The sequence below is a fragment of the Syntrophomonas wolfei subsp. wolfei str. Goettingen G311 genome, assembly GCF_000014725.1.
Lineage (GTDB): Bacteria > Bacillota > Syntrophomonadia > Syntrophomonadales > Syntrophomonadaceae > Syntrophomonas > Syntrophomonas wolfei.
The window spans coordinates 2,817,324-2,833,707 of sequence record NC_008346.1; the positions used below are offsets into that span (position 1 = coordinate 2,817,324).

Sequence of the window (16,384 nt, forward strand, 5' to 3'; positions counted from 1 at the left end):
CATCACCTAATTATATTTTTTTATCTTGGCAGGAAGAGCTCATTTTTCGTGGAATAAGACTATTATCAGCTAAAACAATGGGCAATTTGTCCTGTTTTTCCCGGAGGGTTCTATTACCAATAAAGCCTTTAGCTTTTTTGCAATATTATAAATAGCATTTATTAGTATTCATGATTGCTTTTATCTCCCAGCTTCTATTAAAAACCCCCTTCCGGTGCAATATCCTATCAGAAACCTTAATCATCCATAAAGAATAAAAACGGGGGTAAATATGGGTAATAAAGACAACGCATCGATAGCTTTGCTGAATGAGATTAAGCAATTGCAGGAAGATTTAGCTCAGGCCAGGGAAAACCGCCAAACCCTGGAGGCATTGCAGGAAAGCGAAGTCCGTTTTCGGGGCCTGGCTGAATCATCTCCCGCCTTGATATTTGTCCTGCAAAACAACCGTTTGCGTTATGTCAATCCCAAATTTTTCGTCCTAACGGAATACAGCGAGGAAGAGTACCTGGTTATGGAGTTTTGGGAATTTATTCATCCTGATTTCCAGGATTCGGTTAAAAGCAAAGCCCTGGCCTGGCAAAGAGGGGAAAACCAATTTGAAAAGTATGAAATGAAACTGCTAAACCGGAGCGGGAAAGAAATCTGGGTGGAGATATATGCTAACCCTATTCAATATGAAGGACAGCCGGCCCTTATCGGTTCCCTCTTTGATATCAGCGAACGCAAGCACTTTGAGGAGGCTCTGCGCCAATCCGAAGTTCTTTACCGAACCATTTTTGAGACCACGGGAACAGCCATGATGATTTTTGATAAAGATTTGTCGATATCCCTAGTTAACAGTGAGTTTGAAGAACTTTCCGGCTATTGCAAAGAAGAGATTGAAAATAGCATGAAATGGCCTATATTCGTACACCCGGACGACCGGGAACGAATGATAGAGTATCATCAACAACGGAGAATTGACCCGGAGCTTGCTCCCTCCCACTATGAATTCAGGCTGCTGGACAAAGAGCAGAAAACTAAAGATATTTTCATCACGGTAGATTTGATTCCTGGAACCAGCGACTCGGTAGTTTCCTTCATGGATATCACTGAGCGCAAAAAGGCCGAAGCTCAGGTCAAGTATCTGAGCTTTAATGATAAACTGACCGGGCTTTATAACCGGGCCTTTTTCGAAGAAGAGTTAAGCCGACTCGATACAGAAAGGCAATTGCCCCTGAGCCTGATTATAGGAGATGTCAACGGCTTGAAGCTCATCAACGATGCCCTGGGTCACGAAAGTGGCGACCGGCTATTGCGCAAGGCCGCGGAAATACTTAGAAAATCCTGTCGCAAAGAGGATATAATAGCTCGCTGGGGAGGGGACGAGTTTATAATACTGCTGCCTAAAACCAAGGCCCATTGCGCGGAAAGAATATGTGAGCGGATTCAAGAAAAATCCCAAAGCAGCGGCGATTTTCCCATTCCCATAAGTATTTCCCTGGGTACCGCCAGCAAAAATGACAGCCTGCAGGATGTACAGGCTATTATTAAGGAAGCAGAAGATAAGATGTACCGCAATAAATTACTGGAGAGCAAGAGTGCTCGCAGTTCCTTTCTGCTCTCCTTGCAGCAGACCCTCTGGGCCAAAAGCCACGAAACGGAAGAACATTGTCAGCATGTAAAAGAGCTGGCCGAACAATTAGGTGTCAGGATGGGCTTGCCCGAGAGTGAGTTAGACGATCTCAGGCTGCTGGCCGTCTTGCACGATGTCGGCAATATAGCCATACCCAATGAAATCCTGGATAAGCCTGCCCCGCTTTCCCCCGAAGAATGGGAAATAGTAAAGAAGCATCCCGAAACCGGTTATCGCATTGCTTTAACCCTACCCGAACTGGCTCCCATCGCCGGAGCCATCCTGGCCCATCACGAACGCTGGGATGGCAAGGGTTACCCTCTGGGTTTAAAAGCAGAAGAAATACCCCTTATCTCTCGCATACTCGCCATAATTGATGCCTTTGATGTTATGATTTCCGGTCGTCCATACAAAAAAGCCCTGAGTATTGCCGAAGTCCGCAACGAAATAAGAAAATGTGCCGGTACCCAATTCGACCCCAAGCTGGTAAAAATCTTTTGCAAGTTGATTTGATTTTGCTCCCTGCGGTCGTAATTAAGTTAGTAAGAAAAGTGAGGGGTAAGGGGTGAGGGGTTTAATTTATTTCCTACTAAATTTTACTATTTCAGCGCCTACTAACTCATTTTTCATTGGTGGTTGTGGCCCCTGGGCCATGGGGGGTTAGTACGACTATGGAGGGGAGGCGCTATTTGCCGGCAGCCGTTAAAATACCCGCAACATGTGAGTGGTACTGGTCTGCCACTTCGGGTATTCAATCTCGGTAGGAAACACCATTAAGGTGTATTTATTATCCAGCAAGACTATTTTTACCTTTTCCCCCATGCGAACATATTCACTATCGCTGATATTTTCAAAATCCATATTTTTAACTTGTTCTACATAGCTTTTATCTATAATTTCCTTTACTGAGGCTATATAGTCTTCCCCCGTACCTATTTGCAATTTTCCCCGAAACTGCCCATCATTTCCGGTGATGCGTAGTCCTGCTCCGGCCAGCGCCCCGATTATTCCTCGTCCACTGCCATTTAATTCGAATAGATATAGGCCGGGCTTATTCTTGAATTTGAGTGCTTCATCCTGGCTTACCAATCCTTCTTTAGCCCGGTAGGCATATTCGATCAGCTCATCAGGATTTTCCATAAGCTCCGGGATAGCCACCGCCAATCCGGCATTTGAATCAGGAGTGCCAGTGGATCTTACCAATCTGCAGGCATAATCAATAAAATCTGCCAGGTATTGCTCGCCAATGTCTGCCGAAAAACTGCGGGCGGTATTATGTTTTTTACAAGCTGTATCAGGATGAGGGTAAAGCCGGTGCCGGCTGGGAATACTAGATCTGCCCCAGCCATTTTCTTCTATGAATTTACCTAATAAAGAAGCGGTTTCTCCCGCTTTACCTCCATCAAGCTGACGAGAGTCATCAATAGCAACAAATATTTTCATTAGCGGCAACCTCCGATGTAATTCTAATAATGACTTCACTGCAAAAACCCCTTTTGTTGCATAGGGGTTGCATAAATATACAAAGCGATTGGCGGAGCAAGGTGCGACACCCGGCGAAAGCGAGCGGCGAAAGGGGGCGAGAGGATGTCGCGAGGAACGCTTCACCCTGCACCCTGTCGGGTACGCCTGATGTTCAATCCTTCGGATGTCACTATTAAGGTTGCCTCATGCATATTTATGGCTTTTTGTAGTAGAATCAATAATTCTTCAGTTGCTTATTATTACAACTATGCCAGGCTCCTCCCTCACGATAAACCAGGAGTATCCTTTTACCCTCAAGCAGAACGCTTTTAATTTTCTCACCTATTACCAGTGTTTCATCGCTAGCCAGTACCTGCCCGTCTATCGATCGTACTTCATCTATTTCTGTTTGCGCAATAATTTCCCCTACAGCAATTGTTTCGCCACTATTGCCCAGCTGAATTCTTCCCTGGAATCTTCCATCATTTCCGGTTATCCGCAATCCAATACCGGCTAAGGCCCCGATTATGCCCAATCCGGTACCGCCGTGTTCAGAGAGATGAAGGCCACAGTGTTCCGCCGTTTTATAGGCTTCTGCCTTGCTCAAAATTTCGACTTTGGCCTTGTATCCAAAGCTCAACAGTTCCTCCAGGTTTTTTATCCGTTCTTTCACAGCTACACACAATCCTGGATCTGAGCCTGCTGCACTGGTTTCCTGGAGAAATTTGGCCGCAGAAGTGATGAATTCATCCAAGTTGTCGCCCCCAATAACTGCCTTAAAACACATGGAGCTATTATGGGAAGTATATGGTATATCTGGATGCAATAATAGCTGGTGCCGGGTTACCGCTTCGCTTTTCCCCCAACCCTTATCTTCAATGAGCCTGCGCAGTTCATTGGCAGATTGACCGGTAGCCCCAAATTCCAGGCTGTCCGTATCGTCTATAGCAACATATATTTCCATTTAAGTAATTCCTCCCTGTCTTCCAGGATCAGATGTGATATATCAACCTGCCCGTTGCCGATCATCCCAACTACTCCCTGAAAATTCAATATCCCAGTGGCGTTGAGACCATCGCTACGGGGGCAACCTTCACTCATATAGCTTGATCTGTTGAAAAAAGACCCTTTATTTACTGGGAACGAGCTATACGCATCCCTTCCCCGGCAATAATTCTGTCAACTACTTCCTCCGATAGTTCCAGCCCGAAGAAATCCTTATAAAATGATCTGGTTTCCGCCGCCATATCCAGGTCAAGAAACTTCTCCGGATATAAGGTCTGGGCCGTCCACAAAATTGCCAGGGGGGTTTCGGGCGAAGAGGGATGACCCCAGCGGGATATACCATTGGGTAACTGCCAAACCTTCTTGTTTTTCACCGCCTGCAAGGGTGCCCATTGAGTATTAGTCAAAATATAATCGGCTACTCCTATTTCATTTACCAATATTACCTCAGGATTCCATAATAAAATCTGTTCCAGGCTGGCGAAATACTTTCCCTCCAAGGTCTTTAAATTCTTATCGATCGAAACATTGTCAGCTCCAGCCGCCTCAAGCCAGTCCGCCGAAAGACTCCCTTTTATATCCGTACGGGTAGCTTCGTTAATAGAGTGGTAAACCTTTGCCCTTTTCTCCTGGGGAATAAGTCCTACCCGTTTTTGCACGCGCTCAATGCAATTTTGATAATAGTCATTGAATTTTTGGGCCTTATCATCTGCACCTAATACCAAGCCCATCATTTCTATCGCATACTGTTGTTCTTTCATACTGTTAAAATCTATTACCAGGAAGGGAAGCTTGCTTTTGTTTAGCTTCTGAACCTCAGCTTCACTACTGAAGCTATCTTTCTTAACAAAAACTACATCGGGGTCAGTTTTCACCAATTCCTCAATATTTATTACGGCACTGCTCTTAGGTACTGGCAAATCTTTTATCCCGGGATACATTTCCGTAAGGATAAGATCTCTCTTAACCCCACCTACCACCGCTACCATTTTATCCCCCTGGCCAAACATAGCTAGAGTGTATGCTGATTCCGGGCAGAGGCAGGCGATCCGGTTTATTTGGACCGGGACTTTTACTTCCCGACCGATACAATCCGTAATCGTCCTGGTATTTGCAGAAGGTACTGTTTCCCTGTTTTCCTCTTTACTGCAAGCACTAGACAGCAACAGGCTTAGTAGTAGGAATACGATCAATAAGCTGCGCAAAATAGCTTTATTATTATATTTTTTTATCATTTTCATTATGTTCCCCTCTTCTATTCCGCACCTCTATTTCATCTTTCCTTTTCTAAGAAAGATATATCCCGCTCCTGCTACCAATACCACTCCCGCTATAGCTGCATAGCCGGGAAAAGGACTCTTTTCAGCTTCCTCCGCTTCCTTAAGCGGTGCTTTCTCGGCGGATTTCGTCGGTTCCTTTACTGTCTTGGTCTCTTCTTTTTTTACCTCTGTATTATTCTCGCTTACCGTCTTGCTACTATTTTCTACTGCTGGCGCTTTATTCTCAGTCTTCCCCGCCGGTTCTGTCACTGCTTGACCGGTTCCAGGACTTACATCAGCCGCATTGTCTGGCAGATTGGCTGCTGGTTTTTTTACCTCAACCGGATTTTTTTCCACCACCGCTTCACTCACCGGTTTTTCGACAGCCGCAGCCTTTCCTGCGGTAACAAAATTAACCCTTACCTCATGATCCAAACTGGTACCATTTTTCGCCTGCAACTGGGGTGATATCCTTACCACATAGGCTGTTCCCGGCTTAAGTTCTTCTAATGGTCGCAGCGCAATATCCCTTCTTTTTTCGAATTCCAGCTGGTCATCAGCCATTATCACTTCAATCGGCACCTGGCTGCCATCGGCAGCAGACAGTGAAAAACAGGTTTTATTAGCCTCCCTTATCCCTAAAAATATTACATTCTTATTAAAAGTAAGTTGTATGTCCCCCTTTACAGGAACATCCTTCTGACCATCCGCAGGATTAGATGAGGTCAGTCCCAGCGGAACACCCTTGCCTCCGCCGCTACCATCGCCATCACCTTCTGCCATTGCCGGCAGCACCAATAGTGCACAAGCCAGTACGGCCAGTACTATAATGGCCCATAAGCTTGACTTATTCTTCATTTTAATAATCACCAATAGCAACCCCCTTTTAAATCTTTATGGCCGAATTTACCAAAAAGCCGTATATCAACTTAAGTTTTGATGTCACTGCAAAAAGTTATAAATATACATTAGCGTGCATATATACCGCTCAGCTACCTTAAAAGCGATCGAAGGGTGTATAGGAACGACCCCCGTGTTGTTCCGAATCAGGCTTTGTATATTTATGCAACCCTTATGCAACAAAAAGGGTTTTTGCAGTAGAGTCAGTTTTTAATTATCCATGGAAAAAATAATAATCCCTTATCTATAATACCCCGGATAATAAAAGGGTCAATGGATAAATCATCCCACAGCTTGAAATAACTCTATTTCCCCTTGAATAAATTATCCTGACGTAATAACTGAGCAAATGAAGGCTACCATGTCAACAAATCCTACACCGCCCCTAACGCCTTGAACACCGCATCAATGGGATCGGAATAGAAGATTGGTTGTACTTTAATCAGCAGTTCCGGGGGGACATTCTGGAGGTCAACTACTGATACGGCCGGGATAAGTACGCGTTTGGCACCAGCATCTACACAGACCTGCAGCACATTGGCGAAATCGGAGATTTTTTCAATGGTGCCGGAAACGGTGATATTGCCCAATACCACCAGGCTTTCCTGTACCGGTCGGTCCAGGGCGGATGAGCAAAGGCCGATAAACTCGGCCAGGGCTAATTCTGCATTCATACCGATACCCTGCAGGTCGGTGGCATGCATAAGGTAGTCTTTGTTTTTGGTGGTGATACCGCTGCTGACATTTTTACAATTGGCCGTGAAGTAGCGGAAAGCGGTGTCGATACTTTCTTTTACCTCTTTACGGGAGCCCAGACCGGTTCTTTCAAATTTGCCAGTTCCGGATACGGCCTGATTCTCCAGTTTGAAGACCCCTATCATCCCGGAGTCGCCCTTGCCTATCAGATAAACATGACCAGGTTTGCCCAGCCCTTCCGGAATAAGTTTTCCCCCTCCCTGCTCGGGGACGGAAACGAATTTCTCCTCCAGGGTTTCCCGGTCAATGTAAGAGAAATGCACATCATAAAATTCCATACCCCCGATTTTCTTGAGTTGCTCTTTTACCCGGCGGCGGCCCACCAGGGCATATTCCAGGATTTCAGCTACATCATCACAGGTATATTCTCCGTGGGGATAGAGTAGTTTCATCATTCCCGATACAGTTTTGCGAACGGCAATAACATCCCGCTGGTTAAGGTTATTCCCCAGCTTAAAATAGCGGTCAATGGCATCCGCAAAGCTCTGTTTTCTCATCTCCCGCAGGTACTCGGCCAGATAATCCACAATAAATCCATAATTATGGGTAATCAGCTCGGGACGCATTTTAGGAATCTCCCAACCAGGCAAATAGTAGTGCATGCGGTCAAAAAAAGCACTGTCATTGGCCATTCCTTCCGGGAAGGGAGCAAACAGGTGCGAGGTTTTTAACAAGAAATCCAGGCTCTCGTTGATATTACCCACGAAGACCATGGAGGCATTGGCGTTTTTCTCTTCTTTGCCGCGGGCAAAAGAGGCCGAAGCCATGTAATCCTTCATAATCTGGATGCCGTCTTTATCTTTAAAGTGAATCCCGGCCACTTCGTCAAAGGCCACACAATCCCATAAGCCGACTAATCCAATCGAACGGGTGGACATATTATAAAATAGATTGGCCACCGTAGTCTGCCCCCCGGAGACCAATATTGAGTTGGGGGAAATCTCCTTATAAACATGGGATTTGCCGGTTCCCCGCGGCCCCAGTTCACACAGGTTATAATTATTTTCCACCAGCGGCACCAACCGCAGCAGCAAATGCCACTTCACCACCGGTTCTAACTGAGTTGGCTCCAGGCCGGTGGAACGAATCAGCAGATCTATCCATTCGTCTTTGGTAAACTGCTTGCGTCCTACCTTTATCTCATTTAAATCCATGTTGGGCATCTGAATGGGTTTCAAGCTTACAATGCTGAAGGGATTATTGTGCCGGTTTTCCTCATCATAGAAATACTCCATTTTAAGAATCGCCCAAATGCCACCCGCTAATAGCTTCTCGTACTTTTTTACATACTCGGAGCTGACCGCTACCCCTTTAATACCCAGGTTGGAAAACTCGGCTTCATAGATATCACGCTTTTCGTTGAGTTTTACGGTTAATTTATCAATTACCGTATACTGACCCAATTCTTTAATACGTGATTTAACTTTTTCCGCTTCATCAGGACGGACGAAGTTATCCGCCAGGATTTTTTTAACCCGCTCCACCCCATCATGGATAGCTTCTTCATCATCGGTGGCACAGTACATCCCCAGGAGATATTCTAAAACGTAAGTAGGAACGTTTGCTCCCTGTTTAATCATCCCGGTCAGGTCTTTGCGAACTACCCGGCCCGCAAAATGCCGATTCAGTTTGGCATCCAAATACGACGTTTCCATTATCTTCGCCTCGCTTTATGTAGTAAGGAGTACGGGGTGAGGATGCTTCCCCCGCCCCTGTTCTTACAAATCAAAATCGGAGCTAAATGCTATGTTGATTTTAAAAGGAATTTTCTCTTCAATTAATTCCGTATCTGCATCCCTGACTATCAGGAAATAGTCCTTCTGTTTATCATAGGGCCCGGTTTTTAAAGTTAATTTCGCTTTATGGCTGCGTTCAGCCGGTTTGTCGGAGCGCTTGTCGACAATAAGTATTTCCCGGTTGGAGATTATCTTGCCGTTCTCATCTTCCATATAAACTTCAACCGTTCGGGGCAGGTGTTCTTCATCCACTTTTTCGCTCTGGAAGAATTCCAGGCTAAACAGGGTATTGCTTATCTTACGGGATTCGTTTGTCAGTTTAACTTTGACCTTGTTTTCTTCCTTCTTCCGTCGGTTGGAACCCCGCAAAGCCTTGTACTTGATTAAAGGAACCATAACCTCCTGCAGAGCGGCGCCGCCGTGGACGAAGTTGGCTCCTGCTCCCTGTACCTTAAAGCGAATAGCCGAGCGGGGTACGTAAACCCATAAGGCACCTTCCTCGGAGCTAATATAATCCGGTTTAAAGCGCATCAAGGCCTCGCTTTCCACTTCCTTATAACTGAGCAGATAGCGCCTTTTCTCTGCAAATGCCGCTACCGTTTCCTTTTTCATTTTATCGCTTTCCGGCAGCGGATCCCGCCGGTACAGAAAACCATGGTCGGCCGTCACAAAAATATTGACCCCACCCAAATCGTCCCGAATCAGGCGGATTAAACGATAGATTTCCTCCCGGCTCTGCCCCACCGCATCAAATACCTTCACTTCGGTGGCGGCGGTATGTCCGGTGGCATCAATACTATCATGGTAGATATAGATTAACTTTTTCCCTTTCACCAATTCTCGCCGGGCTTCTTTGTTCATATCGATAAGCGTCTGGCAATGCGTGGCCACGGCATCTGATACCCAATTCTGCAAAACTTGTTCCCGTTCTTGCAGGCTATCAGTTTTCCGGTTATCGGCCAATACCTGTTGATTCTGGTTCAATCTCAGTCCCCGGTGGGGCAGGAGGGCCGCCATACCATAAGGTGTGGTTGAGGGCAGAACCCCCAGCATGGTATCCAGGCTTACGGTAGCTAGCGTTTCCTGGTTCAGGCGAATGGCGATATCCACGGCCACTTCATAGCGCAGGGCATCGGAAATGATAACAAAACAACGTTCACCCCCATTAATCATGGGTTCTATTTCCCGCTTATAAAAATTCTGCTGCCGAGTAACCCCGTCCACCTGCCAGCCCGGAGGATTGCTTTCCAGGGCGTGCGACCAGGCCGTACCCAGTTCCTGCAAAAACCAGTTGCTATAGATATTTTCCACCAGTGCCCGCAGGGGCTTTAAGAATTCCACCGGATTCTGGTCATAATGCCAGTAGAAATTACGGTAATGATAATCAACTAAAAAATAGTTTTGGGCATAGCCTTCCCATAGTTCTTTTACTCCTACCATGGGAATCGGCGCCAGAGTTTTCTTTAAATCCATTATTTTTAACAGGTGATACAGGGCTTCATAAATGTTTTCGTATTTTTGGTACCAGTGTTTGGTACGCCGGGCTTTAATAAGGTTAAGGCAGAAATCATAGTTTTCCACCTGATTACCGATAGATTCCTGGATGTAACCAAGAATTCTCTGGTCGAAGCACTCAAAACCATCGCATTCGCCCAGTTCCTCCACCGGGATATCCTCTATCCGCCCGGCAATACCCATGGTTCTGTCTACAGCGCCGGACAGCGTTTCATACCTGTCGTTATCGGTCTGGTTATTCATCCAGTGGTCAACAAAATAAATGCAGTTTCCCTTACCTGGGTCAGCCAGGTATTCTTGCAAGGGTTGGAGGTGTTTATCATCAAGGATGCGCCGCAGGCTATTAATTAAGATATGGGCAGCTAGTTTGGGCAGGGAGTGTTCTTCACGGGTGTAGCCAAAATACCTGCCGGCATGCTTCCAAAAAACCTCTTCGTCCATAAAACGTTTGATATCGGAGAGAAACCGGTTGTTCTGTTCCTCTAAACCACTGCCCAGCACCTTTTTATAGACTTCCTGCTGATCCGGATATTTTAATCCACATAAGGCCGACATCATAGCAATCTCCAGAGTGGCCTCATCGTAACTGGCATCTTTGGAGACATCATCTTCCCCATGGGTGACATTCCCGGTCCGGGGTATCCCCGGGGCATGTCCCCATTCCCGATAACCGGCCAACCTTTTACGGCGCTCAGCATTCTTGAAGAATTTCTCATAATGTTTAACCTGTGGTCTTAAAGACAGCGGGATGCCCAGTTCTTCCATCTGTAGCAGGAGGCGGTCAGCATAAAATTCATAGGAATAAAGGTATGTATCAATCAGCCAGTTATCCTCATCGCGAGCCGGCCGGTGGTTGGCATAGATTAAATAATTAGATTCAGTATCGTCCACTTCCAGTAGATATTTGGTGTAAAAATAGTTGTGCCCGGTAAGCTGGTGCACCCTGGCCGGTTGCAGATGCAGTTCATTAATTAAATCAGCAAACTGTCCCTCGCTATCGTACCAGAAGATAATCTTTCGTTTTTCCCCCGGTCTCAGGGCTTCCTCAAACTTTTTATTCAAACTCTGCTCAATCTGTTCCCGTTCCATCTTTTCCTCCGCTGTTTGGGCTTAATAAACTTTGTCCACCGATAATATATCACCGGTGGACTGTTCATTGGCTAGAACAATATAGTTATAAACAAGCTTTAAAACCTTTATGCGAATTAAACTGAAGAGTGCTTTCTATGTTTCATGGCAGCTTTACTGACCTCTTTTACCGTTTTGTCTGGCCAGAGATTCTCCTGCCACTTCGTATAATCAAATGGTTCTCTCATGATAAGGGCTATAAACCTTTCTGCCTCCACCTTCCCAAGATGCTCTACTAAGATTTTCATTCCTTCACTTCTGATCAGGCTATCCGTTTTCATCAAAATCACCCTCCAGAAGATAAACTCGCATAATACGCTCCCTCTCATAGTTTATTAAAGTATAAGTTATTTATATATTGATATCAATAATCGCAATTTCTTTAGATCTTAGCCAACAGTTCGCCCAGTTTAGCATAGTTGACTTTGACGCCGTCATCGAGGTCGAGGGGGATGTGCATGTCGGCGTAGTGGTGGACCAGTTCTTCGTATTTTTTCAGTTCCAGGGTTTGTTTGTCCAGCCGGGTGAGTTCTTTGGCGGCCTTGCGGGCCGAGCTGCTTCCGGCTTCGTCATTTATGGTGCGCTGTAAATGCTGTTTCTCCACCTCCAAGACGTCCTGCAGGCGATGCAGGTAGTCGGTGCGAAGAATAGCAACCATAGCGGGTTGATAGCGGTGCAGGTAGACGAGCATTACACCAGTCAAGTAAATATCACTATTAGCATATTGCACAAACGCCTGTTTTTAGCCCTTATTAAAATGCATTTCATATGTTTTTCACGGATCAGTCAACTTACAGTCAAGTAAAACTTAAGCCCAGAAAGGCAAGTACTTCTTGTGTTTATCAGAGGCGGTTTCATCGGCCAGTTTAATCAATCCCCTTTCCATCGTTTGCTTTAATAATCTTGAAATCATCGAGCTATTTTTTGTTTCAATATTAAATCGCTCTCTCAATGATGCATTGGTTACATATTCTCTATTTACTCTTTTTAAGCAGGCATGAAGATAACACGCGCGTATGCGGTCCTCCTTGCTCATTTCGGCGAAACTCTGATGGGAAAAAAGATATTTTACACATAAATTAAGCATTCTTACGTCTCTACACCATTACATCAGACCTGAGTCAAGTAAAGAGTAAACTAAAACAATCAACATATAGTGTTCTCTATTTTCCTTTCCCCAATAGCTTGTGTATTTTAATGCTTTAAGTAATCGGTAATCAAGTAACAGTCAACTGACAGTCAAGTAAAACTCAAGCCAAATGAGGCAAGAATTTTCTATTTATATAATGGTCCCCAGCCAATACCTTGCATAGAACCACTTACCTGGCTACCTATCAGTGATACATGATTAACAGTATAAATGAATGTGTTTAATCCACTTCTTTTCTAAACCCGTTGAATTCTACCGGTTTATATTAAATCTTCGCCAGCAATTCGCCCAGTTTGGCGTAGTTGACTTTAACGCCGTCATCGAGGTCAAGGGGGATGCGCATGTCGGCGTAGTGGTGGACCAGTTCTTCATATTTTTTCAGTTCCAGGGTTTGTTTGTCCAATTGGGTCAGTTCTTTGGCGGCCTTGCGGGCCGAGCTGCTTCCGGCTTCGTCATTTATGGTACGCTGTAAATGCTGTTTCTCCACCTCCAGCACGTCCTGCAGGCGATGCAGGTAGTCGGTGCGAAGAATAGCAACCGTAGCGGGTTGATAGCGGTGCAGGTAGACCAGGGCATTGAAGGCCTTCTCCTTGCCGGAGGTAAACAGCCAGTAGATGGGGCGCTTTTTATAGGTCTGGACATGGTCTTTGTAAAAATCGTTCAAAAAATAGCGGCGGATGGTGTCACGAGCGGTTTCTTTGGCTCTTTTACCCAGGGTGTCGGCAATGAACTCCAGGTTTTCCTCCAGGGTTGCTGCACCGAAAGTAATGCGGACAAAATCAACAAAGCGGGTAACTATGTCATCGCTGAAGTAATCCTCTGCCAATATGGGAATGACATTATCCCGATCGGCCGGGAAGGTCTTATATAATGATGGCTCGAAATCGCCCCCGGCAAAGGCCAGTCCTTCCTGATCCAGGGAGTAGCGACCAAACATGCAGCCTACGGCGTAGGAGATGTATTCCTTGATGGTGTCCAGCAGCAAACGTTCTTCCAGTTCTTCCTCGCTTTTATCATCACCATAGCGGTAGTAGGGATTACAGGTCAGGGTTATCTCGGACAAGGGTACTTCCGGGGTCAGTTCATCCTGCAGACTATAGGCGTCAATGAAGATGCGGTTATTCTCCTCTTCCAGACGCTGTATCTCCAGGGTCATTTCCTGCCAGTGAGTGCGGAGGCCTTGATAGGTTTCCTGGAGGGTTGGTTCATGGTACTCCGGTTTTAATAAGGGGAGTTCGGTGAAATCCCAGGAGGTTTCGTAGGAGTCCCAGTCGATACGAGATAGATTAATCAGTTTTCTAACGCCAAAAAGGAAATCTCTATTCTCCAATTCAGTCCTGTAAGGAATAACACGATAATCCCCTGTTTGAAAATGTAATGTAGGATTAAGTACTTTGGAAAAATCTCGAACAAACGATGTATTTAGCAAACCAAGCGCCGCAAGCTTTTGATTGCTATCCTTGAAAAATGCACATGTTCCAGAGCCATCAAATAAAAATCCTTTATCGTTGAATCGAACCGATAATATTCCAGATGTTATATCCGACCATGTAATTGAATCACAGAAAATGTAGTCTAAATTGAAATTATGAGCCCACACTCTTGTCCCAGATGGATGCATATTACATTGTAATTGTTTACCATCATTGTACCAATCAACAACATACTCGTTATTTCCATACCACCTTCTAAAATTACCACCCTTACAATAAGGGAACCACTTTAAAGCACTTTTTTGTGCATGGGTTCTGTTAAGCATAGAAAAACCTATATTCTTAAGACTACACTCAAACCATAAACGCGTATATCTATCGTTATTTCCCGTTGCTAAACCCATTCGAGCTTCAGAAATATCACCAAGCTTTTGAGAATTATCTATAATTTTATATATTTTCTCACTCACCCAATACGTAATCGGCGATCCTGGTATTTTTTTGAAATCAGCGGCGGAGGCCCGGTATGGATTGTCCCGTGTTAATATTAACTCCTCTTCTTTTTCAGCTTCATTTCTTCCGTCAACTAACCGCAAATAAGCGCCTTTATATTCCTGGTAATGGTCGTTGTTAATAACAAAAGCCGTAGTTGAGACTACTTCACCACCAATGCTATCAAATGCCCTGGCACCCAGATGTGCCATTGAGATAATTGTATATTTATTGAGAATGCTCTCACGTAGCTTTTCAAAGGATGATAGGAACATCCAGCTCTGCATTGTAACCATGGCATTATATCCACGTTCAACAATCAAATCAAACCCACGCTCAATAAACATGGCAAATAAGTCCGATTTACTGTCGGGGTAATTCTTATCAGCAAAGACCTTCAGCCGCCCATTCATACCCCTCCCCCCCATATAGGGCGGGTTGGCGATTACCACATGGTATTTGGGGCTAAGGTAGTCTACCTGTTGCAATGCCTGTAATACCTTTTGATGGGTGGCATTAAAGAAGAGGTTGCCGGAGAGGTCTTGGGCTTCCAGCAGCTGCAGGATATCGGAGACATCGGTGATAACCGGACGAATCAGGGAACCGAAGTTATCTGCTTCCTCGAATAGCCTCAAGGTGGGAAAGAGATTAGCAGTAAACAGGTCGTGACCGATTTCTTCCTGATAGTTTTTAAGTTCGTCTTCTTCAAAATGGATGTTTTCCAGTACACATATATGGGGCTGAATTCCTTGGCGGAAAAAACGGCGATGTTTCTGCCGGGCTTTCATCACCAGGGCAAAAGCTGCCAGTTCTCCGGCCCGCTTATCGATTTCGATGCCGTAGAGGTTGTGGGTGAGAATCTTTTCCGGAATCTCTGTCGGCATATAGCCGGCTTCTTCGTAGATAGCGTAGAGCAAATCGAAGGCATAAACCAGCATGTGGCCGGAGCCACAGGCCGGGTCACAGACTTTTATCTCTTCCGGGGACTTAATAATCAGGTAATCTTCCTCATCCTGCTCCGGCTTAATATAGTATTCCATTTTTTCTATCAGGCGGGATTGAGGGTGATTGAGCATCCACAGGCGTCCCAGGGAGTTTTCCGCCAGGTAGCCTACAATCCAGTGGGGGGTGAAAAGCTGGGTCGCTGCCGGAATGTTCTCTTTGCTGATTTTGATATTCTTCTTCAGGTTGGCAAAGACCTCATCCTTTTTCTCTGATATGTAATACTGGTAGAGCCAGCCGATGATTTCAACTTCCTGCCAGTCCTCTTCGGGGATAATTTCCGGATTGGTCATATTTCGCAGGAAGGAGTTTTCCTGCAGAAGATTGTCGGGAAAGAGGATTTCGCTACAATCCTCAATCTTTTCAAATAAAAAGGGCAGGATATCATGCAGGCTGTTGCATTGTTTAATCACCAGGTACTTAAAAAGCCCGTTCTGATCATTCTTTTCTTTCATTTCATAGACCTTTTCCCGGTAAGTTTCGCGCTCCTTATCCCCGCTAAAATCAAAATCCAGGTTAAAGGCTTCCCGCATAATATCAGGCTCTACACTTCCCGCAACCGTGGAGGATAAAACCCTGACCCCGGTGGGCAGGTAATCATTAATCTCCATAAAGCGCAGGGCGCAAAAGCGGTTGAACCAGGTGTAAGCGATTTCCTCCATTACCTGGGTATAGCCTTTTTTGTCAATGGCGGCAATGAGGCTGTCTCTTTGTTTGACCTGCACACTGTCCAAGGCTTTTCCGTTTATGTATATGGCATCACTAGCTTCAATCCGGGCTTTTTTTACCTTTTCTTCAGTAATGCCCAGTTCATAAGCCTTTTGCTTAACCCGTTCTATAAGTTCAGTTCTGGCCATAACGGCAAAATTGCGCAGATTGGATTTGTTCATAGCTACCACCTTTCGCGTGAGGAGTGAGGGGTACTC

Annotated in this window: 11 protein-coding genes; 1 reads left to right on the forward strand and 10 read right to left on the reverse strand. The window is 45.3% G+C overall.

The window, feature by feature from the left end:
• The first annotated feature begins 271 nt into the window (after window positions 1-271).
• On the forward strand, window positions 272-2,131 hold the full coding sequence (locus SWOL_RS13820) for a PAS domain S-box protein (protein WP_011641854.1): 1,860 nt from the start codon (window positions 272-274) through the stop codon (window positions 2,129-2,131).
• 189 nt (window positions 2,132-2,320) lie between these two features.
• Here the strand turns inward: SWOL_RS13820 and SWOL_RS12865 are convergent, their stop codons facing one another.
• From SWOL_RS12865 to pglX, 10 genes are all read right to left on the reverse strand, one after another.
• Window positions 2,321-3,061, reverse strand: coding sequence for a hypothetical protein (locus tag SWOL_RS12865; protein WP_011641855.1), 741 nt, complete (start codon window positions 3,059-3,061; stop codon window positions 2,321-2,323).
• Window positions 3,062-3,317: 256 nt separating this feature from the next.
• Window positions 3,318-4,046 carry a hypothetical protein gene (locus SWOL_RS12870; RefSeq protein WP_011641856.1) on the reverse strand — a complete coding sequence of 243 codons (729 nt, stop codon included), beginning with the start codon at window positions 4,044-4,046 and terminating at the stop codon, window positions 3,318-3,320.
• Window positions 4,025-4,183 (reverse strand): hypothetical protein, encoded by a 159-nt coding sequence (locus SWOL_RS14490; RefSeq protein WP_155814242.1) that lies wholly within the window; start codon window positions 4,181-4,183, stop codon window positions 4,025-4,027. The genes SWOL_RS12870 and SWOL_RS14490 overlap by 22 nt, the downstream gene beginning before the upstream one ends.
• A gap of 32 nt (window positions 4,184-4,215) precedes the next feature.
• Window positions 4,216-5,328, reverse strand: coding sequence for an ABC transporter substrate-binding protein (locus SWOL_RS12875; protein ID WP_011641857.1), 1,113 nt, complete (start codon window positions 5,326-5,328; stop codon window positions 4,216-4,218).
• 27 nt (window positions 5,329-5,355) lie between these two features.
• Window positions 5,356-6,216, reverse strand: coding sequence for an Ig-like domain-containing domain (locus tag SWOL_RS12880; RefSeq protein WP_041427607.1), 861 nt, complete (start codon window positions 6,214-6,216; stop codon window positions 5,356-5,358).
• A 404-nt stretch (window positions 6,217-6,620) separates the two neighbouring features.
• Window positions 6,621-8,657 carry a protease Lon-related BREX system protein BrxL gene (brxL, locus tag SWOL_RS12885; RefSeq protein ID WP_011641859.1) on the reverse strand — a complete coding sequence of 679 codons (2,037 nt, stop codon included), beginning with the start codon at window positions 8,655-8,657 and terminating at the stop codon, window positions 6,621-6,623.
• Between the two features lie 63 nt (window positions 8,658-8,720).
• Window positions 8,721-11,342 (reverse strand): BREX-1 system phosphatase PglZ type A, encoded by a 2,622-nt coding sequence (pglZ, locus tag SWOL_RS12890; protein WP_011641860.1) that lies wholly within the window; start codon window positions 11,340-11,342, stop codon window positions 8,721-8,723.
• A gap of 116 nt (window positions 11,343-11,458) precedes the next feature.
• Window positions 11,459-11,662 (reverse strand): hypothetical protein, encoded by a 204-nt coding sequence (locus SWOL_RS12895; protein ID WP_041427609.1) that lies wholly within the window; start codon window positions 11,660-11,662, stop codon window positions 11,459-11,461.
• A gap of 101 nt (window positions 11,663-11,763) precedes the next feature.
• Window positions 11,764-12,072 carry a hypothetical protein gene (locus SWOL_RS12900; protein WP_207635300.1) on the reverse strand — a complete coding sequence of 103 codons (309 nt, stop codon included), beginning with the start codon at window positions 12,070-12,072 and terminating at the stop codon, window positions 11,764-11,766.
• A 724-nt stretch (window positions 12,073-12,796) separates the two neighbouring features.
• Window positions 12,797-16,348 carry a BREX-1 system adenine-specific DNA-methyltransferase PglX gene (gene pglX / locus SWOL_RS12910; protein WP_011641864.1) on the reverse strand — a complete coding sequence of 1,184 codons (3,552 nt, stop codon included), beginning with the start codon at window positions 16,346-16,348 and terminating at the stop codon, window positions 12,797-12,799.
• Window positions 16,349-16,384: the final 36 nt, after the last annotated feature.